Source organism: Caldicellulosiruptor changbaiensis, assembly GCF_003999255.1.
In the GTDB taxonomy this organism is placed as follows: Bacteria; Bacillota; Thermoanaerobacteria; order Caldicellulosiruptorales; family Caldicellulosiruptoraceae; genus Caldicellulosiruptor; species Caldicellulosiruptor changbaiensis.
This window is the reverse complement of the sequence record NZ_CP034791.1, coordinates 1,771,885-1,798,813: the sequence shown is the minus strand read 5'-3', so window position 1 is coordinate 1,798,813 and position 26,929 is coordinate 1,771,885. Positions and strand designations below refer to the sequence as shown.

29 protein-coding genes and 1 pseudogene are annotated in these 26,929 nt (G+C 35.8%); 27 read left to right on the top strand and 3 right to left on the bottom strand.

Annotated features, from left to right (window positions below):
• The first annotated feature begins 29 nt into the window (after positions 1-29).
• Genes ELD05_RS08950 through ELD05_RS08940 form a run of 3 tightly spaced genes read left to right on the top strand, consistent with a single transcriptional unit; the run spans position 30 to position 1,883 of the window.
• Entirely contained in the window at positions 30-611 is a 582-nt protein-coding gene (locus tag ELD05_RS08950; RefSeq protein WP_127352153.1) for a hypothetical protein, read from the top strand.
• Positions 568-822 (top strand): septal ring lytic transglycosylase RlpA family protein, encoded by a 255-nt coding sequence (locus tag ELD05_RS08945; protein ID WP_127352152.1) that lies wholly within the window; start codon positions 568-570, stop codon positions 820-822. Before ELD05_RS08950 ends, ELD05_RS08945 begins: the two co-directional genes overlap by 44 nt.
• Positions 804-1,883: a hypothetical protein gene (locus tag ELD05_RS08940; protein WP_127352151.1), complete on the top strand. Its 1,080-nt coding sequence runs from the start codon at positions 804-806 to the stop codon at positions 1,881-1,883. Before ELD05_RS08945 ends, ELD05_RS08940 begins: the two co-directional genes overlap by 19 nt.
• Before the next feature lie 128 nt (positions 1,884-2,011).
• On the opposite strand, the gene ELD05_RS08935 is transcribed toward ELD05_RS08940, so the two are convergent.
• Both ELD05_RS08935 and ELD05_RS08930 read right to left on the bottom strand, forming a co-directional pair.
• Entirely contained in the window at positions 2,012-2,617 is a 606-nt protein-coding gene (locus ELD05_RS08935; protein ID WP_127352150.1) for an FMN-dependent NADH-azoreductase, read from the bottom strand.
• An 84-nt stretch (positions 2,618-2,701) separates the two neighbouring features.
• Positions 2,702-3,796, bottom strand: a complete 1,095-nt coding sequence (locus ELD05_RS08930) for an iron-containing alcohol dehydrogenase family protein (RefSeq protein ID WP_127352149.1) — start codon at positions 3,794-3,796, stop codon at positions 2,702-2,704.
• Between the two features lie 153 nt (positions 3,797-3,949).
• Here ELD05_RS08930 and ELD05_RS14035 point away from each other — a divergent pair, with 153 nt between their 5' ends.
• From ELD05_RS14035 to ELD05_RS08915, 4 genes are all read left to right on the top strand, one after another.
• Complete coding sequence (locus ELD05_RS14035; RefSeq protein WP_164742592.1) at positions 3,950-4,120, top strand: hypothetical protein; 171 nt, start codon at positions 3,950-3,952, stop codon at positions 4,118-4,120.
• 157 nt (positions 4,121-4,277) lie between these two features.
• The gene (locus ELD05_RS08925) at positions 4,278-5,717 is read left to right on the top strand and encodes an NAD(P)/FAD-dependent oxidoreductase (protein ID WP_127352148.1); all 1,440 of its coding nucleotides are present in this window, start codon (positions 4,278-4,280) and stop codon (positions 5,715-5,717) included.
• A gap of 1 nt (position 5,718) precedes the next feature.
• Positions 5,719-7,005, top strand: coding sequence for an NAD(P)/FAD-dependent oxidoreductase (locus ELD05_RS08920; RefSeq protein ID WP_127352147.1), 1,287 nt, complete (start codon positions 5,719-5,721; stop codon positions 7,003-7,005).
• Positions 7,005-7,370, top strand: a complete 366-nt coding sequence (locus ELD05_RS08915; RefSeq protein ID WP_127352955.1) for a DUF1667 domain-containing protein — start codon at positions 7,005-7,007, stop codon at positions 7,368-7,370. The genes ELD05_RS08920 and ELD05_RS08915 overlap by 1 nt, the downstream gene beginning before the upstream one ends.
• On the opposite strand, the gene ELD05_RS08910 is transcribed toward ELD05_RS08915, so the two are convergent.
• Entirely contained in the window at positions 7,367-7,930 is a 564-nt protein-coding gene (locus ELD05_RS08910; protein ID WP_127352146.1) for a glycerol-3-phosphate responsive antiterminator, read from the bottom strand. The two genes, ELD05_RS08915 and ELD05_RS08910, sit on opposite strands and share 4 nt — an antisense overlap.
• 82 nt (positions 7,931-8,012) lie before the next feature.
• Here ELD05_RS08910 and lon point away from each other — a divergent pair, with 82 nt between their 5' ends.
• The 20 genes and pseudogenes from lon to ELD05_RS08810 all read left to right on the top strand — a co-directional run bounded on the left by lon (position 8,013) and on the right by ELD05_RS08810 (position 26,853).
• Positions 8,013-10,334, top strand: coding sequence for an endopeptidase La (gene lon, locus ELD05_RS08905; RefSeq protein ID WP_408609357.1), 2,322 nt, complete (start codon positions 8,013-8,015; stop codon positions 10,332-10,334).
• A 19-nt stretch (positions 10,335-10,353) separates the two neighbouring features.
• Positions 10,354-10,968, top strand: coding sequence for a ribosome biogenesis GTP-binding protein YihA/YsxC (gene yihA, locus ELD05_RS08900; protein WP_127352144.1), 615 nt, complete (start codon positions 10,354-10,356; stop codon positions 10,966-10,968).
• Positions 10,965-11,381, top strand: a complete 417-nt coding sequence (locus ELD05_RS08895; protein WP_127352143.1) for a DUF523 domain-containing protein — start codon at positions 10,965-10,967, stop codon at positions 11,379-11,381. The genes yihA and ELD05_RS08895 overlap by 4 nt, the downstream gene beginning before the upstream one ends.
• Before the next feature lie 25 nt (positions 11,382-11,406).
• Positions 11,407-12,282 (top strand): PocR ligand-binding domain-containing protein, encoded by an 876-nt coding sequence (locus ELD05_RS08890; RefSeq protein WP_127352142.1) that lies wholly within the window; start codon positions 11,407-11,409, stop codon positions 12,280-12,282.
• 92 nt (positions 12,283-12,374) lie between these two features.
• Positions 12,375-13,361 carry a galactose-1-phosphate uridylyltransferase gene (galT, locus tag ELD05_RS08885; protein ID WP_127352141.1) on the top strand — a complete coding sequence of 329 codons (987 nt, stop codon included), beginning with the start codon at positions 12,375-12,377 and terminating at the stop codon, positions 13,359-13,361.
• 4 nt (positions 13,362-13,365) lie between these two features.
• Entirely contained in the window at positions 13,366-14,535 is a 1,170-nt protein-coding gene (locus ELD05_RS08880; RefSeq protein WP_127352140.1) for a galactokinase, read from the top strand.
• Positions 14,536-14,562: 27 nt separating this feature from the next.
• A complete protein-coding gene (gene galE, locus ELD05_RS08875; RefSeq protein ID WP_127352139.1) occupies positions 14,563-15,549 on the top strand; it encodes a UDP-glucose 4-epimerase GalE in 987 nt (328 codons plus the stop codon).
• 238 nt (positions 15,550-15,787) lie between these two features.
• The gene (gene rho / locus ELD05_RS08870) at positions 15,788-17,458 is read left to right on the top strand and encodes a transcription termination factor Rho (RefSeq protein ID WP_127352138.1); all 1,671 of its coding nucleotides are present in this window, start codon (positions 15,788-15,790) and stop codon (positions 17,456-17,458) included.
• A gap of 193 nt (positions 17,459-17,651) precedes the next feature.
• Positions 17,652-18,224: an N-acetylmuramoyl-L-alanine amidase family protein gene (locus ELD05_RS08865; RefSeq protein WP_127352137.1), complete on the top strand. Its 573-nt coding sequence runs from the start codon at positions 17,652-17,654 to the stop codon at positions 18,222-18,224.
• Positions 18,225-18,317: 93 nt separating this feature from the next.
• The gene (locus ELD05_RS08860) at positions 18,318-19,175 is read left to right on the top strand and encodes a DNA-3-methyladenine glycosylase family protein (protein ID WP_127352954.1); all 858 of its coding nucleotides are present in this window, start codon (positions 18,318-18,320) and stop codon (positions 19,173-19,175) included.
• A 33-nt stretch (positions 19,176-19,208) separates the two neighbouring features.
• A complete protein-coding gene (locus ELD05_RS08855; protein ID WP_127352136.1) occupies positions 19,209-19,913 on the top strand; it encodes a PrsW family intramembrane metalloprotease in 705 nt (234 codons plus the stop codon).
• 24 nt (positions 19,914-19,937) lie between these two features.
• Complete coding sequence (locus ELD05_RS08850; protein WP_127352135.1) at positions 19,938-21,209, top strand: MFS transporter; 1,272 nt, start codon at positions 19,938-19,940, stop codon at positions 21,207-21,209.
• A 64-nt stretch (positions 21,210-21,273) separates the two neighbouring features.
• The gene (locus tag ELD05_RS08845; RefSeq protein ID WP_127352134.1) at positions 21,274-21,477 is read left to right on the top strand and encodes a type II toxin-antitoxin system VapB family antitoxin; all 204 of its coding nucleotides are present in this window, start codon (positions 21,274-21,276) and stop codon (positions 21,475-21,477) included.
• A pseudogene (gene vapC / locus ELD05_RS08840) lies at positions 21,474-21,872 on the top strand (type II toxin-antitoxin system VapC family toxin). Before ELD05_RS08845 ends, vapC begins: the two are co-directional and overlap by 4 nt.
• 157 nt (positions 21,873-22,029) lie before the next feature.
• A complete protein-coding gene (rpmE, locus tag ELD05_RS08835) occupies positions 22,030-22,239 on the top strand; it encodes a 50S ribosomal protein L31 (protein ID WP_013430572.1) in 210 nt (69 codons plus the stop codon).
• A gap of 83 nt (positions 22,240-22,322) precedes the next feature.
• Positions 22,323-23,264: a DUF1385 domain-containing protein gene (locus tag ELD05_RS08830; protein WP_127352133.1), complete on the top strand. Its 942-nt coding sequence runs from the start codon at positions 22,323-22,325 to the stop codon at positions 23,262-23,264.
• Positions 23,254-24,123, top strand: a complete 870-nt coding sequence (gene prmC, locus ELD05_RS08825) for a peptide chain release factor N(5)-glutamine methyltransferase (protein WP_127352132.1) — start codon at positions 23,254-23,256, stop codon at positions 24,121-24,123. The genes ELD05_RS08830 and prmC overlap by 11 nt, the downstream gene beginning before the upstream one ends.
• A 24-nt stretch (positions 24,124-24,147) precedes the next feature.
• Positions 24,148-25,215 carry a peptide chain release factor 1 gene (prfA, locus tag ELD05_RS08820; RefSeq protein ID WP_127352131.1) on the top strand — a complete coding sequence of 356 codons (1,068 nt, stop codon included), beginning with the start codon at positions 24,148-24,150 and terminating at the stop codon, positions 25,213-25,215.
• Positions 25,216-25,276: 61 nt separating this feature from the next.
• A complete protein-coding gene (locus tag ELD05_RS08815) occupies positions 25,277-26,074 on the top strand; it encodes a flagellar motor protein (RefSeq protein WP_011917052.1) in 798 nt (265 codons plus the stop codon).
• A gap of 5 nt (positions 26,075-26,079) precedes the next feature.
• Entirely contained in the window at positions 26,080-26,853 is a 774-nt protein-coding gene (locus ELD05_RS08810) for an OmpA family protein (RefSeq protein ID WP_127352130.1), read from the top strand.
• The last annotated feature ends 76 nt before the right edge of the window (positions 26,854-26,929 follow it).

Here is a 26,929-nt window from a genome sequence, read left to right as displayed (position 1 = left end):
TGTAAAATAAAATGGGAGGTAGATAGTAAATGTTTACCAAAAAAATGTTTAGAATGAACTTTGACAAAATCATTGCTTTTTGTTCAGTTTTGCTTTTAGTGTTAAGTAGTTGGAATTCTTTAGCTGCAACGGCTTTGAATAGTAACGAAATAGATAAAAGCCATAATAAAATACCCTCTTATATGAAACCAGGCACGATTATTACATTTGATGAAAATGGAAAATTAATTATTTTGTCTGAAGGCAGTGATAATCTAGTTTCTTTATCAAAAGAAGACAAAAAAATAGCAGAAAATTGTAAACCGCTACCTGAAGAGGATTTACCTGAAGTAGAGCCTGGAATGATAGTTGTATATGACGCATTAGGTGCACCAGTTGTTATTCATCAGGGGCAAGAAGAACCTTTGAAAATTGATTTAAAAGAAGTGAAATTAGATGAAATCAAAACTAATGATAGTAAATCAGAAAAAATAGAAAATAAAGCAAACGATGATGAAAATAGTAATAACATTTTGCAACAGGGTGCTATAAAGTTGAATACAGAAACAGGTTATATTTCATGGTATAATGGTGAAGGAAAAAAAAGGAGCAGCAGGAGTTATATTGGATAGCGAAAGTGCTGCACATAAGACAATTAAATTTTGGACAAGGGTAAAGGTAACCAGTCTTGAAAATGGCAAAAGCACAACAGTAAAAATATTAGATAGAGGTCCATATGTGCAAGGTAGAATATTGGATATGGTAAAAACAGCATTTTCAAAAATTCATAATCCAAGTAAAGGAATTTTTAGGGGGAAAATAGAATGGCCTATTCAAAGTTAAAAATAGATGTAATAAGGATAGTAGCAATTTTATTGCTACTATCCTTATCTTTAGGAATTTATAATAAAGGGGGAGCCAGCAAAGAAGAGGTAGTGGAAAAGTTACTTGTCTCAGTATATGATAAAAATGGAAAGACTCATATGTGGAAGGTTATACCTAAAAAGAAAAAGGAAGAACTAATTCTTAAAAACAGGGAAGTCATGACCTTTGGTGATATTTCCACAAATGAAGAATGGCTTGCGTATGCTGATGCAATTGGAACTGGGCCTTGGGAGTTGTTTGTGAAGAATTTAAAAAATCAGAAAGTATTCCAAGTTACTAATGATCAAGCTGGAGAAATAGATATTGAAATTCTCAGTGAAAAACCTTTGAAAATATGTGTATCAAGAGTTGGATTGAGTTCTCCAATACCAAGAATATGGATTTTTGATGTTGAAAAGAAAAAAGCTCAAATGGTAAAACCTATAAATTCTGATATGGTATTTGATGAAATTAAAGTGATTGGTAGTAATCATATTTTTACTGTCTCTTATTCATCTATGGATGAGAAAAAGATGTATGAGGATAATTCCTCTGTTGATTCAATAAAACATACTTTTTACATCATTGATTTAAAAAATCAAAAATATACGAAAATTACTGAACTCAAAGCAGGATCAATTGGAGCTTTAGGTTTTGTACCAAAGAGTAATATTATTACTTTTAGTGCAACCAATATTTATCTAAACTCTACCAGAAAAAAGGGAGAAACGGGCATATACAAGTTAGATCTAAAGTCAAAAGTAATAGTGCCAATACTAACTGAAAGTATGCTAAAAAAAATAAAAGATACACCTGTTGAGGAGTTTGCGTCCCCGATAGCAGGTTATTTAAGTAATGATGGAAAAAAACTCTGGTTTATCGGTATTCCTAAAGATGCAAAGAGAATGATGTTTGGCGAAGGAATCGAAGCTTATCCAAGTGCTGTTTTTGAATATGATTTAAGAGAGAAAAAGTTGCGAAAAATATTTGAAAAAAAGAATACTTTTATAACAAGGATGACAGTCTCATATGGGAAATAAGAATAATTTTAAATTTAATTACTGTATCAAAGTATGAAATAAACGAACACTTTGTATTGCAAGAAAGGGGCTATCAAATTATCTTTTTTTGACAGCCCCTGTTTTAATCTGTCCCCAAAATTTTCTTTTTAAAACCTTTTTGCTATCTCCTCAGCCTCTTTCAACGCATTTGAGATAATCTTTTCTACATCCTCACCTACGATGTCAAGCCGCTGAGCTGAAATTAGCTGAAAATCCTCCACTCCCATGAATCCTAAGATTGTTTTAAGGTATCTATTTGCCATTTCAAAGTCTGAAAATGGTGGTGTTTTGTACTCTCCGCCTGTTGCCATGATATGAACTGCTTTTTTACCACGAAGGAGCCCAACAGCCCCTTGTTCTGTGTATTTAAAGGTTATTCCTGAGACTGTGATGTAGTCTATATATGCCTTAAGGATTGCGGGAATGCTCAAATTCCACATAGGTGCTGCAAACACATACTTGTCAGCATCAGCAAACTGATAGGCATACTTCAAAATAGGATGATGCTTTGATGCCTCAGTCTTTGGAGCGAAGATATCGTTGATGTCCTCTTGAGAAAGAAAATGAATTCCTTCTTTGTAAAGGTCTAAAGTAATAATCTGGTCATTTGGATGAAATTCTTTGTATACCTTTATAAAATGTTCCGAGATTATAAATGTTCTTGAACTTTGGTCGCTCTTTGGATTAGCCTTTATATACAGTAGCTTTGCCATTCGAACATCTCCTTTACAAGAACAATTTCCTTGATTATATTATACCCCTGTAAGTCGATTGTATAACTATGAATTTATTTTTGACTACTCAACCGAAGATTTCAAAACATCTATCATTTCATCAAGCGAGATTGCATGTCTTAAGTTTGCTACATTTTTAGACTCAAGTGCTCTTTTTGCATAATATTCTATTCTGTCACTTGACAATTTTGGAATAGATTCTTTAACAAAAAATCTTACAAACTTAGAAAATTCATCTATGCTTTCAAAGCCCATGCAGTTTAAAGCAAAGCTTACTTCTTCTTTTAAATATTTGCTCTCAAGCCTCAAAAAGCTTGAAAGTAAGATTGCATTGGCTCTTCCGTGTGGGATGTCATGGTAATAAGTAAGGTTGTAACCTAAAGGATGAACAATTAAAGTACCTGTCTGTGCAATAATTATTCCCCCAATCAATGATATCCATGCAAACTTTTCAAGGTCAGCTTCTTTTAAAGCGTTCTCTTTTAGATTACCTTTTGAGCGTGCAAATAGACTTAAGGCTTTTTTAGCGTAGGCTTCAATTATATGGTCTGAGGATTTTGAAAGGTAGCCTTCTATCACATGAGAAAGAGCATCAAAGAGGGTGTTTACAATAACGTTATGTGGCAATGTTAAAAGATATTTGTAATCCACGATTGCTATTTTCGGGAATATTAATTCTGATGCAAAGCTCTTTTTATTTTCAATTGTTTTCAAAGTCAAAATAGAATATGGAGTAACCTCGCTTCCTGTACCACATGTTGTTGGAATTGCAACTATAGGTAAGCACTTTTCAAATTTTGAGTCAAAAAGGTCCTGAGCTTTTAGATTTTTTTCAGCACACAGCACTGCCACTGCCTTTGATGAGTCAAGAGGAGAACCTCCACCAATTCCAATTATAAAGTCTGGGGAAAACTCTCTTGCCAATTTTGAAACTTCATCTATCTGTTCTACGCTTGGATTTTGAGCGATTTTGCTGTATATTGAATATTCAATTGAAAGTTCCTTTAATACAGTTGTTACATCTTCTAAGGAGCCGTTCATCAGAGAAGATGGAGATGTCACAATGAAGGCTCTTTTGCCAAGCTTGAAAAGGTCTTTATTCTTCAAAACACCATCTTTTTCAAATATGACCTTTGTTGGCATGAAAAATTTGCTCATTTTCAAGGCCTCCTTCACAGTACTATACTATTTGTGCTTTAAGATAAATTATAGCACATATTTTGTGTTAAAGACGTATAAAAGACCATCTTCACAGGAAAAGTTATTTATTATAGAAAGTATTTTAAGACCAAGCCAGGGGTGATAAAAAACATGGCAAGCAAGGAACAGCAAAGAGCAGTTGCCAAACTCTGCCCAGAGTTTAACGATGGTGGTTACTCTCACAAAGGTGATATGAGCTGTGAAGTCTGTATTCACTGGGACGGGAAAAGGTGCAATATAAACTATTTTGATAATGTTCTGACCAGCATGGACCAGACATAGAGTTTGTAATGGGTCTTTGAAAATTTTTATTGATTTTTTGATTGAATTGTCTTAAAATAAACCTTGGCAAGAGATGTGGAGAGCCTGCAAATAGCTTCTTTCAAAAAGGGGCTATTTGCAGGCTTTTTATTTACCATATTTTGAAAAGGGTGATAATATGAGCAGAATTTATGATGTTGCTGTAATAGGAGCAGGAGTTGTTGGCATGTCAATTTTAAGAGAGCTAACACGTTACAGATTAAAAGTATGCAGCCTCGAAAAAATGGAAGATGTTGCAGAAGGTGCGTCCAAAGCAAACTCTGGAATAGTGCACGCAGGTTATGACCCAATTGAGGGGACCAAAAAGGCAAGATTCAATGTTGAGGGGAACAATATATTTGCAGATGTTTGCAATGAACTTGATGTTGAGTATAAGATGATTGGTTCGCTTGTGGTTGCGTTTGATGATTATGAGATAAATGTGTTGGAAGAACTTCTGCAAAGAGGGAAGAGAAATGGCGTTAAAGGACTTGAGATAAAAAGTCAAGAGTGGGTTTTTGAAAATGAGCCGAATTTGAGCAGAAACATAAAAGCAGCACTTTTTGCTCCATACTCTGGAATTACAAATCCGTATAAGCTAACAGTCGCCCTTTTTGAAAATGCTATTCAAAATGGAGCAGATGTGATATTCCGCTTTGAAGTCTGCAAAATAGAAAAAGATGGAGACTATTTTGTGGTTCATTCAGCGGACAGCCGCTTTATAAAAACCAGGGTTTTAATAAACTGTGCAGGAGTACATGCAGATGAAATAAGTAAAATGGCAGGAGCAAAGCTTTTCAAAATATATCCAAGACGCGGACAGTACTACATCTTAGACAAACCAGAGAAGATGCCAGTTGCCAGAGTCATTTTTCAGGTACCCACAGAAAAGGGAAAAGGAATTTTAGTAACCCCGACTGTAGATGGAAATGTACTTGTTGGACCGAACTCTGAGTATATAGATAGCAAGGATGACACAGCTACAACCCAAGAAGGGCTTGATGAGGTATTTGAAAAGGCAAGGAAAGTATTGCCAAGCCTGAGCAAGAGAGATGTAATAACAATCTTTTCGGGAATCAGAGCAACACCGGATACTCATGACTTTATCATTGAAGAAGACGAAGATGTCAAAAACTTTATAAACGTTGCAGGAATTGAGTCACCAGGTCTTACCGCATCGTTGGCAATAGGAAGGTATATCGCTGAACTGGTAAGCAGAAAACTTAACGCGAAAAGAAATCTTAATTTTAATCCTTATAGGGAAGATATAAAAAGGTTTTCAAAGCTTTCTGATGAAGAAAAAGAAAGAATGATTAAGCTTTATCCGAGCTTTGGGAACATTGTATGCAGATGTGAGCTTGTGTCTGAATATGAAATTGTTGAGGCAATAAAAAGAGGTGCAAGGACCATAGATGGCATCAAAAGAAGAACAAGAGCAGGTATGGGAAGGTGCCAGGGCGGATTTTGCACACCGCGCGTGATTGATATTCTATCAAGGGAACTTGGCGTGAGCAAAACTCAAATAACCAAGTTTGGCAAGGGTTCATATATTCTAACTGAGAAAAGGTGGGGAAAGTAATATGCATGAGTATAGTTTAATAGTCATAGGTGGTGGGCCTGCAGGTCTTGCAGCAGCTCTGAAGAGTTTCGAAAACTTAGATGATAAAAGGGTTTTGATAATAGAAAGAGACAAATTTTTAGGTGGAATTTTGAATCAGTGTATTCACCCCGGTTTTGGTCTTCACTATTTCAAAAAAGAACTAACAGGACCTGAATATGCTCAAAGGTTTATTGAATTGGTTGAAAAAAGTGGAATTGAGTACTTAACAGACACGCATGTAATAGATATAAATCCTGGAAGAGAGGTTACAATTGTAAACAAACATGGTCTTAAAAAGCTCAAAGCAAAGGCAATTGTGCTTGCAATGGGAGCAAGAGAAAGAACAAGAGGTGCAGTCCAGATACCAGGTACACGCCCGGCAGGAATCTTTACTGCAGGACAGGCTCAGAGGTTTATAAATATCGAAGGGTATAAAATAGGCAAAAAAGCTGTGATAGTTGGCTCTGGGGACATTGGCCTTATTATGGCAAGAAGGCTTACATTAGAGGGAATTGAGGTAAAAGCAGTTGTTGAGATAATGCCATACTCAACAGGGCTCAGAAGAAACATTGTCCAGTGTTTAGAAGACTTTGGTATTCCTCTTCTTCTTTCTCATAAAGTAGTAAAAATCCACGGCAAGGAAAGGGTTGAAGGTGTTACTATCTCAGCTGTTGACAAAGATTTTAAAGAAATTCCGGCTACTGAAAGGTTTATTGAATGTGACACAGTACTTTTTTCTGTTGGACTGATTCCTGAAAACGAGCTTAGCAAAAAAGCAGGGGTTTTGCTTGATATGGCAACAGGTGGACCTGTTGTTGACAATACATTTTCAACCACAGCGCGTGGCATCTTTGCATGTGGGAATGTCCTGCATGTCCATGACCTTGTTGACAATGTAACTTTAGAGGCTGAGACTGCTGGCAAGTACGCAGCACTTTTTTGCAAGACCCCAGAACTTTTTCAAAAAGACCAGCTAACAAATATTATAGCATCAAGTGGTATTAAGTATGTTGTGCCACAGCGGTTGAACAAAAACTTTTTAGAGCCTACAATTTTAAGGTATAGAGTTGACAATGTCTATCACAACAAAGTGGTGACACTCATAAATTCAGGCAGAAAACTTTTAAGAATAAAAAAGCAGCACCTGACACCTGGTGAGATGGAAAGCCTCACCTTATCTGAAAAGATACTATCCCAGATAGACTTTTCTCAGGATATAATCTTGAAGCTTGAAGATAATAGCTTAAAAGGGGAGATATATGGGTGATGGACAAAATTACGTGTATTTTGTGTCCAAAAGGCTGCAGTATTGAGAAAAAAGAAGAAGGAAATGAGATAAAATATATCGGCTATGGATGTAGCCGTGGTCTTGAGTATGCAAAAGATGAGTTTACCCAGCCCAAAAGAATTCTCACAACAACCATTCATGTGAAAGATGGCGAAATAGAATTTTTGCCTGTTAGAACAGATAAGCCAATACCTAAGAGACTTCTTTTTGACGCTATGGCAATTTTAAGAAAAATAGAAGTTACAGCACCAGTTAAAGTTGGTTTTGTAGTTGTAAAAAATATTTTAGATACTGGTGCTGATGTAATAGCAACAAGGAAAGTGAATAGAAAAAGTTCTTTTTAAAGAAGAGAAAAAAGATTACTGTTGCTTGTCGATATTGCAATAGCTCCAGCGCCCAATGCTTGCATTACGTCTTCTTTTGATTCGATCATTCCACCTGCAATAATTGGAATTTGAGTATTTTGTGAAAGCTTATAAATTGCTTTTGGTATAACACCTGGCAGCACTTCAACAAATGTTGGTTTTGAGTTTTCTATCATTTTAAGTCCTGAAGATATTGATTGTGAGTCTATCAGAAATATTCTCTGTACACAAGGCAGAGAAAGTGAAAAGGCATGGTTGATTAGGTTTTGCCTTGTTGATATAATACCATCAGCACCAATACTTTTAAGAAATTCAATCCCTTTTTCGTCTTTTCCCACTCCTTCTATGAGGTCAATGTGGACAAAGACAAGTTTATTTTTTTGTTTTATCATACTAATTTCATCCCTAATGGTTAAAATAGTAGAGTGAAGAAGAAAAATAACTCTACAATCAGAGTTTAAGGCAGATTGGAGTATTGCTTTATCTCTTACAGCTGGTATAATAGGATTTTGAATGAGTTCATCTAATAGATTTTCCATTGTAATTTAGCTCCTTTTTGGGTTTTTAATATAATTATACACCTCAAATTCAAAAATTAAAAACGGAGGCAGATAGGCTTTGATGATTGCTGTAACCAAAAGAACTATACCAGTTATACCGTTGCGGGGACTTGTGGTATTTCCATACATGATGCTTCACTTTGATGTTGGAAGGCAGATCTCGCTAAAAGCATTAGAAGAAGCTATGAACAGCGACCAGCAGGTTTTGCTTTTGGCTCAAAAAGACCCAAAACAGGAAGAGCCAAGCCCACAAGATTTATATCAATATGGAACAGTTGCAAAGATTAAGCAAATGTTAAAACTTCCAAGCGAAACGTCAAGAATTTTGGTAGAGGGACTTAGCAGGGCAAAAGTCATAGACTATGTTTCTGTTGATCCATACTTTTTGGTAGAGGTTGAAGAATACAAAGAAAACGGTGGTAATTTAGACGACCCTGAATTAGAAGCACTTATAAGAAACGTAGTTTCTGCATTTGAGGAGTATGCAAGGCTAACAAGTAGAATTCCACCTGATGCTATTTTATCTGTTACCACAATTCAAAATCCTGGACAGCTTGCTGATGTTATTGCAGCGAATGTAATTGTCAAGCTTGAAGACAAGCAGCTACTTTTAGAACAAGTAGACCTAAAAGAAAGGCTCACAAAGCTATATGAGCTCATATTAAGAGAAAAAGAGATAATCGAAATAGAGAGAAAGATTACCCTCAAGGTTAAAAAACAGATTGACAAGATGCAAAAAGAGTATTACTTGAGAGAGCAGCTCAAAGCAATCCAGAGCGAGCTTGGCGAAAAAGATAGTCTCTTTTCAGAAGCACAAGAGTACAGAGAACAGGTAAAAAAATTAGGCCTGAGTAACGAAAACCTGCAAAAGGTTTACAAAGAGATAGATAGACTTGAGAAGCTTCCGCCAAACTCACCTGAGGTTGGTGTTATTCGAACATATTTGGAGTGGGTTATTGACCTTCCGTGGAATGTAAAAAGTGAAGAGAAAATTGATATAAATGTCGTCAAGAATGTCTTGGATGAGGACCACTATGGTTTGACAAAGGTCAAAGAGAGGATTCTTGAATATATCGCTGTGAGGAAATTAAAAAATAATCTAAAAGGTCCTATTTTGTGCTTAGTTGGACCGCCCGGTGTTGGCAAGACATCTATTGCAAAATCAATTGCAAGAGCTTTGAACAGAAACTATGTACGAATCTCTCTGGGTGGTCTTCGGGATGAGGCGGAGATTCGTGGACACAGAAAGACATATGTTGGTGCTATGCCAGGGAGAATTATCTATGCTCTCAGGCAGGCAAAGACAAAAAATCCGCTTATACTTTTAGATGAGATTGACAAAATGTCGCAGGATTTTAGGGGCGACCCTGCATCAGCACTTTTAGAAGTGCTCGACAGTGAACAAAACTATGCATTCCGTGATCATTATATTGAAATTCCATTTGATTTGTCAGAAGTGATGTTTATTGCAACAGCAAACACACTTGAGACAATCCCAAGACCGCTTCTTGACAGGCTTGAAGTTATTGAAATTACAGGTTATACTGAAGAAGAGAAAGTTGAGATTGCAAAAAGATATTTGTTCCCTAAGCAGATAGAACAAAATGGTCTTAAGAAGTCTCAAATTAGATATGATGAAGCGGTAATTCGTGATATAATATCATTCTATACAAGAGAGTCAGGTGTTAGAAACTTAGAAAGAGAGATTGCAAGGCTTTGCAGGCGTGTTGCAAAAGAGATTTTGGAAGAGAATAAAAAAATGGTTAGAATTACCACAAAGAATTTGGAGAAATATCTGGGTGTAAGAAAATATAGAAGGGATGAACTAATTGAAGAAGATAGGATAGGAATTGTAACAGGGCTTGCATGGACACCTTTTGGCGGTGAGACACTTTCTGTTGAGGCACTGGTTATGCCAGGAAGTGGCAAGCTTGAGCTTACCGGCCAGCTTGGTGATGTCATGAAAGAGTCGGCAAAGGCAGCAGTTAGTATCATCCGTGCACGTGCGAAAGAGCTTGGAATAGATGAGAATTTTTATAAAGAATATGACATTCATATTCATGTGCCAGAAGGTGCTATACCAAAAGATGGACCGTCTGCTGGAGTTACTATGGCAACTGCAATGGTCTCAGCTCTTTCTAAAAAACCTGTAAGACATGACGTTGCAATGACAGGAGAAATTACTTTAAGTGGAAGAGTATTGCCAATTGGTGGTGTGAAGGAGAAAATCTTGGCTGCAAAAAGAGTTGGAATTAAAAATGTGATTTTACCCTATGAGAATAAAAAGGATGTAGACGAGCTGGAAGACTATGTTAAAAAGGACATGAACTTTGTTTTTGTCAAGGCAATTGATGAGGTGTTTAAAATTGCAATAAAAGAGTAAAGGGGGGTTAAAAGAGAATTTGAAGATAAACCTGTCAAATGCAAATCTTGAGAAAATTGCTGTCAAAAAGGATGACTATCCACCTATAAAGATGCCTGAGATGTGTATCTGTGGAAGGTCGAATGTTGGAAAATCTTCGTTTATAAACACTATTTTTAAGGACAAATTAGCAAAAGTTGGCTCAACACCAGGCAAGACACGAACAATAAACTTTTTCAATATTGATAACAAGTTCAGAGTTGTTGACCTTCCCGGCTATGGTTACGCTCAGGTTTCAAAAGAGGAGAAGAAAAGATGGAAGGTTATGATAGAAGAGTACCTTTTGGAAAGGGAAGAGCTAAAACTTGCGGTTTTGCTGCTTGACTCAAGGCATCTTCCAACAGAAGATGACAAAATTATGCTTAGCTTTTTTGACAAGAAAGAGATTCCTATTATGATTGTCTTGACAAAATGCGATAAACTTTCTAATAATGAACTTACAAAAAACACAGAGCTTATTTCGAAAGAACTTGGAATTGAAAAGGATCTATTCTATCAATTCTCTGCAAAAACAGGCATGGGTGCAAAGCAGATTCAGTACAGTATAGTTAAATTTATGGAAGAAGCAATTTTAAAAGAGAAGGGGAAAAGATGAGGTTTGCGCTTATAAGTAGCTGCCTTATAGGGCTTAATACAAAATATGATGGAACAAATAACTTGAGAAGTGAGATAGTAGAAAGACTCAAAAAAGAGTATATTTTGATACCTGTTTGTCCTGAGCAGCTTGGTGGACTTCCAACCCCAAGAAACCCTTGTGAAATTAAAGATGGTAAGGTGCTTGATATAGAAGGCCGAGATTTTACCGATAATTTTTATAAAGGAGCTATAGAAACATTAAAAGTGGCAAGGTTTTTTGGCGCTGACATTGCATTTTTAAAGTCCAAAAGTCCTTCTTGTGGCTTTGGCAAGGTGTATGATGGTAGCTTTTCAAGAAGGCTTGTAGACGGTACAGGAATTGCTGCAAGGGTTTTGGCAGAGAATGGTATTAAGATTGTTTGTATTGACTAAAAATAATAAAGGGTGTTAAATTGGCATGGATTTCAAAGAGATTATCAAATATGACGATTTGATTTCGGTTTTGGACAACTTTTCTTATATCACAGGAATATCGGCAAATTTCTTAACAGCCGACAATCAATGGGTTGAGAACAAGAAAAAGGGCACATGTGGATTTTGTATGTTAATGAAGCAGTATTACCAAAATGGTGAAGCATGCCGAAATTCTGATTTAGCCGGTGCACAGACTGCTCAGAAAAAGAAAGGTGTACATGTTTACAGGTGTCATATGGGACTTGTTAAAGCTGTAATACCGCTTTTTTTCAATAATAGCTATATAGGTGCACTTTTTATAGGACAGATTTTGTTAGAGCCCCCAACTGAAGAGAAGTGGCAGGAAGTTTTTGAAAAGATAAAAGACCAGCCACTTGATATTGAAGCTGCAAGAAGAAGTTTTTTTAACCTTACTCATATAGACCATGAAAAGCTACAAAGTGTACTCGACATGATGCACATTGTTGCAAAGTACATCTTAGACTCTGAGATGATCAGAATATCTTCACTGTCGTCAATTGAAAAGATAATCGAATACATCAAAAACCACTATATGGAAGATATAACATTAGATGATTTGGCAAAGATGGTGTATCTGTCACCGACATACTTGAGTTATCTTTTTAAAAAACAGCTTGGGATAACATTTAAGGAGTATCTTATTAACATAAGACTGAAGAAATCAAAAGAACTCATTGAGACAACAGACCTTCCAATTGGAGAGATTTCAAAAATGGTTGGGATAGAAGATCAGAATTATTTTAGCAGACTTTTTAAGAAAAAATTTGGAGTGTCGCCGTTGAATTACAAAAAGGATAAATATATTTACGATATATCTAAAAAAAATGCTAATACATAAAAAAGAAGTGCATTTAAATTGCACTTCTTTTTTTTTAGAATGAAAATAGAAGAAAAGCTAAAAAAATAATTTAAAAACATGGGGGAGAAAAGATGGCAGAACTAAGATGGAACCCACTTTTACGCGACTGGGTGATGATTGCATCACACAGGCAAGAAAGGCCTCAAATGCCAAAAGACTGGTGTCCTTTTTGCCCTGGTTCTGGCAGAGTACCAGAAACTTACGACGTTTTAGAGTATGACAATGATTTTCCGGCACTTATGCAAAATCCACCAGAACCTGATCCTGTGGCAACCAATTTTTATAAAGTGGCTCCTGCTTATGGAAAGTGTGAGGTCATTTTGTACTCACCAAATCATACAATAACATTACCTGAGCTGAGCGTTCAGCATATTCGAAAGCTTGTAGACTTGTGGGTTGAAAGGTTTGAAGCCTTGAAAAAAGATCCAAATATAAAGTTTATATTCATCTTTGAAAACAGAGGCGAGGTTGTGGGTGTTACAATGCCACATCCACACGGGCAGATATACGGCTATTCGTGGATTCCACTAAAGATTTTGCGCGAACTTGAGAGTGCTGAGTTGCACTACAATTCTTACAATGAGTGCCTAATTTGTAGAATTGACAAAGAGGAGATGGAATTTAAGAAAAGAGTAATAATCGAAAATGATCACTTTGTGACATACCTTCCTTTCTTTACAGAGTATCCATACGGTGTGTTTATCTCGCCAAAACGCCATGTTGGAACAATATCAGAATTTACAGATGATGAAAAGAATAGTTTTGCAAAGATTTTGAAAGAAACTACAGGCACACTTGACAGCTTGTTTGACTATCAATTTCCGTATATGATGTGTTTTCATCAGCTACCTGTAAATGTTGACAAGGACTATTCAAGCTTCTATCATTTTCACGTTGAATTTTATCCGCCGATGCGTTCAAAAGACAAACAAAAGTTCAATGCATCAAGCGAGACAGGCGCATGGGCACCGTGCAATACAACATCGCCCGAAGAAAAGGCAGAAGAGTTAAGACAGGCGTACAAGAGATTTTTGGACAAGATGCAAGGAGGCAAATAAAGAGATGGAAATCAAAGATCTTTTGAAGGTGTTCGAAGATGTGTATGGTAAGACGGATGAAAAGATAAGGTGTTTTTTTTCAAGCGGAAGAGTAAACCTGATTGGCGAGCACACAGACTACAATGGTGGGTATGTTTTCCCTGCAGCGCTCAATGTGGGCACAACCATTTTGATTAGAAAAAGAGATGACAGCAAAATAAGACTTTATGCAACAGATTTAAAAGAGCTTGTTGAAGCTGATATTGAGAATATAGATAGCTACAAGTCTATCAGGTGGGGGAATTATCAACTTGGTGTTATAAAAGAGCTTATGAACTCAGGCTATAATGTTGGTGGTGCTGATATGCTCTTTCATGACACAGTTCCCCACGGTGCTGGGCTTTCTTCTTCTGCGGCAATTGAGTGTGCTACTGGTATTGCAGTCTATTCAATTTTTAATGAAAAACCCATTGATAAGGTAGCTTTAAGTTTTATTTGCCAAAGAGCCGAGAATAGATTTGTTGGTGTAAACTGTGGAATTATGGACCAGTTTGCATCCAGCCTTGGCAAAAAAGACCATGCAATTTTCTTAAACACAAGGACTATGGAGTACAAGTATGTACCTTTAAAGCTTGGTGATTATAAGCTTGTTATTAGCAATACAAATAAGAAAAGAAGCCTTGCCAGCTCAAAATACAATGAACGAAGAGCCGAATGTGAAAAAGGGCTTAAAATGTTGCAAAAAAAGCTTACAATTTCCTGCCTTGGCGAGCTGGATAGAGACACATTTGAAAAGTATAAAGACTTAATTGAAGATGAAACCATCTTGAAAAGGGTAAGGCATGTTGTTTATGAAGATGACAGGGTATTAAAGTCGATTGAGGTGTTAGAAAAAGGCGATCTTTTAAGCTTTGGAAAGCTCATGATAGACTCTCATGTATCTTTGCGTGATGACTATGAAGTGACCGGATTTGAGCTTGACACACTTTTTGAAGAAGCTCTCAAGATTGAGGGGGTAATTGGCAGTCGCATGACAGGTGCTGGCTTTGGCGGCTGTACAGTTTCAATTGTTCACAAGGATGCTATTGATGAGTTTATAAAAAAGGTTGGAGAAAATTATTATCAAAAAACTTCTCTAAAGCCTGACTTTTATATCTTTGACATTGACGATGGAGCAAGAGAGATAGAAATCTAAAATGATTAAGAAAGGGTTGGGATTTAGATGATTCTTGTAACAGGTGGAGCTGGGTATATAGGAAGCCATATGGTTTGGGTTTTGCTTGAAAAAGGATTTGATGTTGTGGTAGTTGACAACTTTGAAAAAGGGCATTCGAAAGCAGTACTTGGTGGAAAGTTCTACAAGGGTGATTTGAAGGACAAGGAGTTTTTAGATAAAGTCTTTTCAGAAAATGAGATCTCAGCGGTCATTCATTTTGCAGCTTCCTCCTTGGTTGGTGAAAGTGTACAAAATCCAATAAAGTACTACTATAACAATGTCTATGGTACACTCAATCTTGTAGATACAATGATAAAGCACAACGTTAAAAAACTTGTATTCTCATCAACAGCAGCAGTCTATGGAGAGCCAGAAAACATTCCTATACTTGAGACAGACAAAACTGAGCCAACAAACCCTTACGGTGAGACAAAGCTTGCAATTGAGAAAATGTTAAAATGGATGGACAGAGCATATGGTTTAAAATTTGTGTCGCTCAGATATTTCAATGTAGCTGGTGCTCATCCGGATGGAATTATTGGTGAGGACCACAACCCTGAAACTCACTTAATACCAATAGTCCTTCAAGCAGCACTTGGCATACGCGAGAAGGTCACTGTGTACGGCAATGACTATAACACAAAAGATGGCACATGTATAAGAGATTATATACATGTCCTTGATTTGTGCGATGCGCACCTAAAAGCATTGGAATATTTGGAAAAATATAATAAAAGCGATATATTTAATCTTGGAAATGGGTTGGGCTTTTCTGTGATGGAGGTAATTGAAAAAGCAAGTGAGGTTGTTGGGAAAAAGATTCCATATGAGATTGGGCAGAGAAGACCAGGAGACCCTTCAATTTTAGTTGCATCATCCAAAAAAGCACAAGAAGTGCTTGGCTGGGAGCAAAAGTACAATAGCTTAGAGGTTATAATTTCAACTGCATGGAAATGGCACTCAACACATCCAAACGGCTATGATGAAAAGTAAGCTTATAAAATTTCAAGGTCTTGCCCGAATGCAACTTATAGAGCGTTCGGGGGTTTTTTATTTTTGTACTAATTTTAATTCAAATTTAAAAATCATGCTATTGACAATATAATATTATACTCTTAAAATAAAATATATCAGATTAGCCTTCATCTCTTGCGATTAACTTCCCCAGACAGAAGTTAATAGTATATAAATGCAAGAAAAAATTATAATATTGTTAGAAGGAGGGAAAAGAGTGCCTAACTCGATTGAGGAGTTTTTAAAAGGGAAGTCGATCATTGAACTTCGAGAGATTGCTAAAAGTCTTGGTATTCAAAAATATTCTTTGCTCAAAAAGAATCAGCTAATAGAAGCAATTAAAGAGTTTATTGGTACAACGCCACAAGACGCACAAATATTAGAAGGTATAGAGAAAAAAGAGAAAGGCAGAAGAGGAAGAAAGAAAAAAAGTGAAATGCTTCAGCAGCAAGAATCTGTAGCAGCAGATGTTCAAAATGAACAGGTAGTAGAAGAAATAGAAAATAAAGAAGAATCTAACAAAGCCGAAGCAGTGCCGTCTGAAATAGAAACACAGGTGCAAGAACAAGGGCAAGAGGGAGAAAGGAAGGCACCCAAAGAGGAACAAGAACCTAAAGAGGCTGCTGAGACAGAGGAAAAAAGAGAAGAGGAAAAGAAGGTTATAGAGCTGAAAGAAAAAAAAGAAGAAAAAAGAGAGGATAAGATGGTTGTTGAAATTCCACCAGAATTAAAAGAACTTGAAGGTAAAGTTGAGATAGGTGGTATAGGCGAAGGAGTTTTAGAGATTATATATGAACCAGGTGGCGGTGGTGGCTACGGTTTTCTAAGAGACGACTCATTTATGCCAGGACCAAACGATATCTATGTCTCACCATCTCAAATCAGAAAATTCAATCTAAAAACAGGTGACAAGATAAGAGGTCCAATTAGACTACCCAAAGAAAATGAAAAATTTGCAGGGCTTTTGTACGTCCAAAGCGTCAATGACATGAAACCTGAAGAGGTTGCAAAACGTACACCTTTTGAAGATTTGACTCCAATTTTCCCAAATAGAAGAATTGTTTTGGAGAACAAAGAAGAGCCAAACGATTTGGCAGTAAGACTAATTGACTTGATTGCTCCAATTGGAAGAGGCCAGAGGGGTCTTATTGTAGCGCCGCCAAAAGCTGGTAAAACAACACTTTTAAAGAAAATAGCAAATAGTATTTTGACAAACTATGATGATTTGCATTTGATTGTTCTTTTGATTGACGAAAGACCTGAAGAGGTCACAGACATGCAAGATTCCATAAAAGCAGAGATTCATTATTCTACATTTGATGAGACGCCCGAGCACCATATCAAGGTTGCTGAGATGGTACTGGAGAGGGCCATGCGACTTGTTGAGTGCAAGAGGGATGTTGTTATACTTCTTGATAGCCTCACAAGGCTTGCACGTGCATATAACTTGGTTGAGCCACCTTCTGGAAGGACACTCTCTGGTGGTCTTGACCCTAACGCTCTCCACAAGCCAAAGAAGTTCTTTGGTGCGGCACGGAACCTCAAAGAAGGTGGGAGCCTTACAATTCTTGCAACAGCACTAATTGAGACAGGCTCAAGAATGGACGATGTAATTTATGAAGAGTTCAAAGGGACAGGTAATATGGAGCTTCACCTTGATAGAAAACTTTCTGAGAAGAGAATATTCCCAGCAATTGATATTAACAAGTCTGGAACACGAAGGGAAGAGCTTTTACTGTCTGAAGAAGAAAAGGCTGCAGTTGATGCTATTCGAAGAGCACTTTCTAACCTTGGTACTGCTGAGACAACAGAGAGAATTATCAATAGCTTGGCAAGGACAAAGTCAAATGAGGAGTTTATAAAGACAATATTAAAGAATTTACCATAAAATTTGAGTTAACAAGTAGTGAATAATAGAAAATTTTAAAAATTTTTGAGATTTTAAACTAACTAATTAAGATTTGAAGCAAAGTAGCTGCTTTTTGTAATAAAAAAGCAGCTACTTTTTTTATTCTGATAGTTTTTCTGAATTTAACAAAAAAAGCCTTTTGAAATAAACTGATTTTTAGGAGGTGAAAAAAATGAAAGTATGCATTGACCCTGGCCATGGTGGCAGGGACCCTGGTGCAATTGGGAAATACGGGACAAAGGAAAAGGATATTACTCTTTCTATTGCAAAAAAGCTAAAATACATCTTGGAAGATGGTATAAAAGCCCAGGTTATACTCACAAGAGAGTCTGATGAACTTCCATGGGGGCAAAAAAGTATTCAAGAAGACCTCAAAGCACGGTGCAAGATCGCAAACGAAAACATGGTAGATATTTTCATCAGTATTCATTGTAACAGTAGTACGAGAGATACTGCAGAAGGAGCTGAAACATATTATTACAAATATAGCAAAAAAGGATTTTTATTGGCTTTTGAGGTGCAAAAGAGCATTACTCAAATGTTAAAGCTTGTAAACCGTGGGGTAAAGTTTGCAAACTTTTGTGTCCTAAGGGAAACAAAAATGCCTGCAATTTTAGTTGAATGTGGTTTTCTCAGCAATCCGAAAGAAGAAGCAATGCTAATACATGATAACTTTCAGATCAAGATGGCAATGGCAATTGCAAATGGAGTAGCAGGCTATCAAAAAAATATTGATAAACCTTAAAAAATACTGTATTCTAATAATTAAAAAATAGAGCCAAAAAACGTACTTGGCTCTTTTTGTTTTTAAATTTTATTGCCGAAAGGGATGAAGCTGTTGAACATAAAATGGTACACTGATTTTATTCGGATAAGCGGTGTGCATATTGATTTTGATGCAACATTCTTCAGTGGTCAGTGTTTTAGATGGAAGAAAATGGATGATTTTTACATAGGTGTTGTTGATGAAAAGATAATATTCATAAAGCCTCAGGATGAGGATACCTTTGATATTTACAATTGTTCACCTGATGAATTTAAAAAATCTTTTTACTGGTATTTTGATTTAGACAAGGACTATGATGAAATTTTAGAAAAGTTATCTGGTCACGATAGCATTTTGAAAGAAGCAGTTGAAAAATACAGGGGCATGAGACTTTTGAACCAAGAACCATTTGAATGTATGATTTCATTCATTATTTCTCAGAATAACAACATAAAGAGAATTCAGCTTTTGATAGGAAGACTTTGTCAAGCCTTTGGCAAAAAAATAACATATAAAGGCTACGTTTCTTGGTCTTTTCCCACAATCGAAAGTCTCTGGAGTAGTTCAATAGATAGTTTAAAACTTCTTGGTCTTGGCTATAGAGCAGAGTATATAAAAGATGCTGTTGAAAAAGTAAAAAATGGACTTATTAATTTTGATGAGCTAATTGATTTGGAGGTGCAAAAAGCAAGGCGGGTTTTAAAGACTATAAAAGGAATTGGTGATAAGGTTGCCGACTGTATTTTGCTGTATTCTCTGCAAAAATACAATGTGTTTCCAATTGATGTGTGGGTAAAAAGGGCACTCAAAGAATATTATGGGTTTAAAACAAAAGAGCAAATTAAAGACTTTGTAGATTCTTTTGGAGATTTAGCAGGCTATGCTCAGCTTTTTCTATTTCACTATATAAGAAATAACCACAAAAAATAGAAGAAAAATACAAAATAGTGGAGGATGCTTAGTATGATTCCTTATAAGCTGATAATCCTCAGCATTGCACCATCTTTGTTTATTGCTCTTTATATATATGTGAGAGACAAATTTGAAAAGGAGCCGCTGCACCTTCTTTTAAAGACTTTTGTATGGGGAGTGCTTATAAGCGCTGTTGTAGTTCCAGTTGAATACTTTTTGATGGCATATGGGAGTATTTCTGCTTCAAGCAGAATTTCTTTTATTGTATTTGAAGCCTTTATTGTGGCAGGTCTAACAGAAGAGTATTTTAAAAGGCTTGTTGTTCTGAGAGTTGCCTATGATACACCATATTTTAATCAGCCTTTTGACGGGATTGTTTATTGTGTTTTTTCTGCTGTAGGGTTTGCGGCAATTGAAAATGTGGGATATGTACTACAATCATTTCAAACATCATATCAAGAAGCTATTACAGTAATTGTTTTAAGAGGTATCATGGCAGTGCCTGCTCATGCCATGTTCGGGGTTGTAATGGGATACTATTTGGGTTTCGCAAGATTTGCACCAGCTGATAGAAGCTATTGGTACTTTAAAGTATCGCTAATTTTGCCAATGCTTCTACATGGATTTTATGATTTTGTATTGATGCTAAATGTCTATGGTGCTTTAGCAATTGTTGGAATATATGAGCTTTTGCTTTTTATCTACTGTTTGAGGCTGATCAAAAGAAGTCAGGAGATTTCAAGACTATATTTTTAAAATTTGTGAGGAGATGAATTTAAAGTGACAGCTGAGGAACAAGAACGTGAGCTGAAAAAACTTGAAACTTTTGCGTATAAGAATTTAAAGAAAAATTCAATTGTGTCAATCACAGATGGTGCAATCTTTGCCATTGCAAGCGGAATGCTCTCAGTCTCAACTGTTATAGTTTACTTTATTTCACATTATGTAAAGTCAAATACTTTGATTGGACTTTTGACAACACTGAATGTGCTTTTGTCAAACTCTCCCCAGATACTTGTTGCTAAAAAGCTTGAGATGCTTGAGACTTACAAAGAATATTTCATAAAAGTGGCTTTAATAATGCGGCTTATGTGGCTTCTTTTGGCCATTGATGTGTTTTTGTTTGCTGAAAGGAATGAACTTCTGTTTGTTGTACTGTTCTACTTGATTTTTAGTCTTCAAGGATTTTTTGCTTCATTTGCGAATATTACGTGGTTCAATCTGATTTTAAAACTAATACCTGAAAGACAGCGGAGCAAATTCTTTGGTATCAGGTCGTCAATTGGGGGACTTTGCGAAACGCTTGGTGCTTTTTTGATGGGTAAAATTTTGAGACTTTTGAGATATCCTTATAATTATGCTCTTTTGTTTTTCATTGCCTTTTTAATAATGATGATCTCACTTTATCTTTTTTCACTTATGAAGGAGATACCACAAAAAAAGCCAAAAAAGGAGATTAACAATAAACACTATTTTAAAAACATGTTTTTGATCTTAAAAGAGGATAAGAACTTTACATATTACCTGTTTTCAGTTTTATTTATTGGTGCACTTGGTAAAATGCCGTTTGGCTTTCAAACTATATTTGCAAAAAATAGCCTTGGTATAACTACTGAGCATGTTGCGGTTGCAACAACTATATTGTTGTTTTCTCAAACAGTTGGGTATATGATGTGGGGAATTATAGGTTCAAAGTATGGGTTTAAAAGTACGCTTGTAATTTCTGCTATCATATTCTTGCCTGCAATTTACTTTACATATTTGATGAGCAATATAAATATTTACTATCTTTCAGTGGGGCTATTTGGTATTGCACAGAGTGCAAGAAATGTAAATGAGAGCAATTTAGCTGCAAAACTTTGTAAAGACCCATTAAAACAGCCGGCTTATATAGGGCTTAGAAACTTTTTAATGGGACCTTTTTTTGCATTCAACTCTATTATAGCCGGAGGAATTATTGATGCACTTGGCAAAAATATTCTTTTTTTGATTTCTTTTTGCTGCATGGTGTTAGGATTTTTTATACTCTGTTTTAAAGTTAGAGAGGAGTAAAAATTTAGTTTAATTGACAGGAGAATTAATGTGTATTAGAATACACATTAGGAGATGTATAAAGATGAGAACAAATATAATTTTGAACGATGAACTTTTAAAAAAAGCGATGAAGATAGCAGAAGTTAAAACTACTAAGAAGGAAGCTGTTGAGACTGCTTTAAAAGAGTTTGTTGAGAATCACAGCCGAAAGAAATTGTCAGAACTGAGAGGTAAAATTTCATTTGCAGAAGATTATGATTATAAAGAAATGAGGCTGAATTCATGATTTTAGTTGATACTTCAGTATTGATAGATTACTTTAAAGGAAACGCAAATTAAAAAGTTGAGAAGTTACATTATGTAATTTCTAATAATATACCGTTTGGTATTTGTAATATAGTGTATCAGGAGATTTTGCAAGGTGCGAAGGGTGAGAAAGAATTCAACCTGCTCAAGGAATATTTAAGTAGCCAGAGATTCTATGATTTAAAAAATAGTAAAAAGTCATATGAAAAGGCTGCAGAGTTATATTTTAAATGCATGAAAAAAGGAATCAATATAAGAAGTACAATTGATGTGATAATTGCTCAAATAGCAATTGAAAATGGTTTACTACTTCTTCACAACGATAAAGATTTTTCTCAGATTGCTTTGGTAGAGCCAAAGTTAAAAGAGTTTTAAGGAAGTTATTGTAAATTGTTTTTTTATTCTTCTAAAAAGCTCTTGTAAAAGACACATAACTGTTGTAAAATATTTTTGCGCCTTTATGGGTGTGAGAAAGCTATGAGTTCAAAAAAATAACAGAATTTAACATAAATTTTAGCAGGAGGTGAATAAAATGAAGGAAGGAATCCATCCAACATATTATCATGATGCGGTTGTAAGATGTGCATGTGGTGAGACATTTATAACTGGTTCAACAAAGAAGGAAATTCATGTTGAAATTTGTTCTAAATGCCATCCATTTTTCACAGGAAAGCAGAAGTTTGTTGATACAACAGGAAGAGTGGAGAGGTTTATGAAGAAATATGGTCTTGACCAGAAATAGAGTTTAAGAGGCGCACATAAAAAAGGATTAGCCTGTGCTAATCCTTTTTGTTTTATAAATTCTTAAAAGATAGGAAGATGAGTATGAAAAAAACTACAATTGGTGGTATGGCCTTGATTGAGGGTATTATGATGAAAGGGCCAAAAAAGATTTCAATTGTAATAAGAAAGCCTAACGGAGAGCTTTACAAAGAAGTAAAGGATTTGTCTGTCGATGACACAAACAAATTTAAGAAAATCCCTTTTATAAGAGGAATTTTTATCCTATTTGAACAAATGTTCTTGGGCACAAAAGCTCTGATGAAATCAGCTGACATTGCCATGCAAGATTTGCCACAAGAGGAAAGAGAAAAACAAAAGGACTTTTTTGACAGACTTTTTGAAAAGAAATTTTTTCAGAAAATTGGGATTAGTGATATTGCTATCTACTTTTCAGTTATATTATCAGTCATATTAGGAATACTCTTGTTTTTTTATATCCCAACGTGGTCTGTTGAGATTTTTAAAAAGTTTAATATAAACAACTTTGGCAAAAATATGATAGAAGGAATAGTAAGAGTAATAGTCTTTATTTTCTATTTATTTTTTGCATCACAGATGAAAGAAATAAAGAGGGTGTTTGAATACCATGGTGCTGAGCACAAAACAATATTTGCATATGAAAATGGATCAGAATTAACTGTCCAAAATATAAAAAAGTTTTCTACACATCATCCTCGCTGCGGCACAAGTTTCTTGTTTATTGTGATAATCATTAGCATTATTGTATTTACATTATCAGGTTGGCAGTCTGTGCTGATAAGAACAATTTTAAGACTTTTGCTACTACCTATTATTGTTGGTATTTCATATGAGATAATAAGATGGGCGGGAAAGAGCGAAAGCCTCCTTGCCAAGATAGTTTCATACCCTGGGCTTTGGCTTCAGAACATAACAACAAGAGAGCCTGATGAAAAGCAGATAGAGGTTGCAATTGAGGCGTTAAAAGAGGTCATTCCGGAGGATAAAAGCTTAGATGAATGGTAGCAAAGACAAGAAACTGGGTAGTGTTTTAGAAGAGGTAAGGAATATTTTAAAGGATTACTGCGCTGAAAATGGCGAGGATTACAAACGGATTGCTATCTTGCTGGTTTCTCAGATACTAAACATTGACAAAACTCAGGCTATATTAGAAAAGAATTTGACAATTGAAGAAGAGGACTATCAAAAAATAATTTCTGCAGCTAAAAAATACACGATGGATTTTCCTCTTCAGTATTGTACAAACAAAGCATATTTTATGGGGCTTGAGTTTTATGTTGATGAGAATGTTTTAATTCCACGTTTTGACACAGAAACATTGATAGAAGTTGCAATTGAGCTTTTTAACAGAAAAGAAAACCTTAATTTTTTAGATATAGGGACAGGGAGTGGCTGTATTGCAATTGCTCTTTGTAAATTTTTGGATTGCAAGGTCATTGCAGTGGATATCTCAGAAAATGCTTTAATGGTTGCTAAAAAAAACGCCAAATTAAATGGTGTTTTTGATAAAATTCATTTTGTAAAAAGCAATTTATTTGAAAACATTCCACCTTCGCTCAAGTTTGATGCAATCTTTAGTAATCCACCTTATATATCTGAGGATGAGATTTCAATGCTTGATAAAAAAGTTTTAAAAGAACCAAAACAAGCCTTATTATCAAAAGAAAATGGACTGTACTACTTTCAAGAAATTGCTAAAAATGCCAGACAATACTTGAAAAAAGGCGGGTATATTATTTTTGAGGTAGGGTATAGGCAATCCCAGCATGTGAAAAAGATTTTGCAGGATTTAGGGTATGTTGATATAAAATCGAAGAATGATTTGAACAATATAGAAAGATGTGTATATGCAACTTTGGGGTAAAAATATAACAGTAGGGGTGATTTGATGATAGAAAAACTTCAGGTAATTGAGGAAAAATATTTAGAGCTTGAAAAGAAGATCTCAGATCCTGAGATAATCAACAACAATCAAGAGTGGCAAAAGCTTATGAAAGAGCACAGCAGCTTACAACCAATTGTTGAAAAGTTCAGAGAGTACAAAAGGATAATAAAGACAATTGAAGAAGCTGAAGAGCTTTTAGATACAAATCTTGATGAAGATTTTGAAAAGCTTGTGAAAGAAGAGTTAAGTCAAGCAAAAGAACAAAAAGAGATAGTGGAAAGAGAGCTGAAAATTTTACTTTTGCCCAAGGACCCAAACGACGAAAAAAATGTTATAATGGAGATAAGGGCAGGGGCAGGTGGCGAGGAAGCAGCATTGTTTGCTGCAGAGCTTTTCAGAATGTATTCAAGGTATGCTGAGAGGAAGAATTGGAAGGTTGAAGTGATGTCAACAAGCGAAAGTGATCTTGACGGTTTTAAAGAAGTCATATTTATGATAAGTGGCAAAGGCGCATACAGTAGGCTAAAATACGAAAGTGGTGTTCACAGAGTTCAAAGAGTGCCAGTTACAGAGTCAGGTGGAAGAATCCATACATCCACAGCAACTGTGGCAGTGCTTCCTGAAGTTGAGGATGTTGAGGTTGAGATAAGAGAAGAGGACCTTGAGATTGAGACATTTAGAGCAGGTGGTGCAGGTGGTCAGCATGTAAACAAAACAGAATCTGCTGTAAGAATAACTCACAAACCTACAGGAATTGTTGTATCCTGTCAAGATGAGAGATCGCAGCATGCAAACAGGGACAGAGCTATGAAAATTTTAAGAGCAAGACTGTATGATTATTATCAGTCCTTGCAGCAAAAGGAGATAGAGTCACAGAGGCGAAGCCAGGTTGGAACAGGTGATAGAAGCGAACGAATCCGCACTTACAACTTTCCTCAAGGTCGTGTGACAGATCATAGGATAGGGCTAACACTTTACAAGCTTGAGCAAGTTTTAGACGGTGACCTTGACGAGATAATTGATGCACTCATAACACATTTTCAGACAGAGAGATTAAAAGAGGTTGGCTAAGGTGCCGATAATAAATATGATAGTATGTGCAAAATTTCAAAAAAAGGGATGATGAAGAAAGATGGATATATTGTCAATTGGCGGGCTTATTTTGGGGTTTGGTTCGCTTTTGACTGCATTTATAATTGAAAAAGGTAATCCAGCAAAGCTTTTGCAGATTTCTGCTGCGATGATCGTGTTTGGAGGAACAATTGCAGCTGTGTTGGTTTCATTTCCAATGTCTGAGATAAAGCTTGCAATAAAGCATCTGAAAATGGTGTTTATGGACAAGAAGATAGACTTTTCGGGGATTGTGGAACAGCTTGTCCAGCTATCTGACAGGGCACGAAAGGAAGGGCTTCTTGCGTTAGAGCAGGAGATCCCTAATATCCAAAATCCGCTTTTGAAAAAGGGCTTAGGGTTGGTTGTTGATGGAATTGAAGGTGAGGTCATAAGGGACATTTTAGATAGAGAGGTATATCTTGCAGAAAATGAGCTAAGAGCTGCAGCAGAGGTTTTTGAAGCAGCAGGTGGTTACTCGCCTACAATGGGTATTATTGGTACTGTAATGGGGCTAATTTCGGTTTTGAGCAACATATCAAATCCTGACGAAGTTGCACCAGCAATAGCTGTTGCTTTTGTTGCTACTTTATATGGAGTTTCCTTTGCAAATCTTGTATGGCTTAACTTTGGTAAAAAGATTAAGACAAAAGCAAAACAAGAAAAGATGTTAAATGAAATTATTGTGGAAGGACTTTTATCAATCCAAGCAGGAGAAAATCCAAGAATACTGAGGGAAAAAATAGGTGGAATTCTCCCAGAAGGCAAGCAGCAAGAAAGGCAAGCTGGAGAGGCTGCAAGCGCTACAATTGGGGGTTGATATAGATGGGAAGGAGAAGAGTTGAGGAACCAGAAAAAGAAAATCATGAACGATGGCTTATTACTTATTCAGACTTGATTACACTTTTACTAATTTATTTTGTAGTTCTCTATTCAATGAGTAAAATTGATATTGATAAGTATAAAAACTTTACAGAATCACTGACCTCTGTTTTAAAAGGTACTGCATATATCTTTGAAAACTCTGGTCCATCTATTTTAGAGGGACTTTCAGGAAAGAATGTAAAAGGGACAAATACTGATATTGGTGGAACAACCAAAAATAGACAAATGACTGAAGAAGAGATTATAAATAATATCCAGAAACAGGTTTTAAGCCTTATTAAGGAACATGGTATTGAAGGCAAAGTGCTTGTGATACAGGAAGAAAGAGGACTGTCAATCTTACTTAAAGATGTTCTCTTTAACAGTGGCTCTGCGCAGCTGACGCCTCAGGCAAAAGAAGTTGTGCATGAAATCGCAAAAATTTTGGAAAAAGTTCCGAATAATAATATTAGGATTGAAGGACATACAGACAATGTCCCAATTCATAACAAGTACTTTTATTCAAACTGGGAGCTTTCAACTGCAAGAGCGACTACTGTTTTACAAGAAATTCTAAGAGTTTCGAAAGTAAAACCAGAAAGATTTTCTGTTGTGGGATATGGTGAATATAGGCCAATTGCATCAAACAAAACACCTCAAGGAAGGGCTCTTAACAGAAGAGTTACCATTGTGATTTTAAGAACTGTTTACAGCAAAGCAGAGCCGGCAAGGTAAATATTTTGTATTTTTTGTTTATAAAGATTTGGACTTTGTCATAATATTTAAATGAACATTCATCACTCTAAAAATG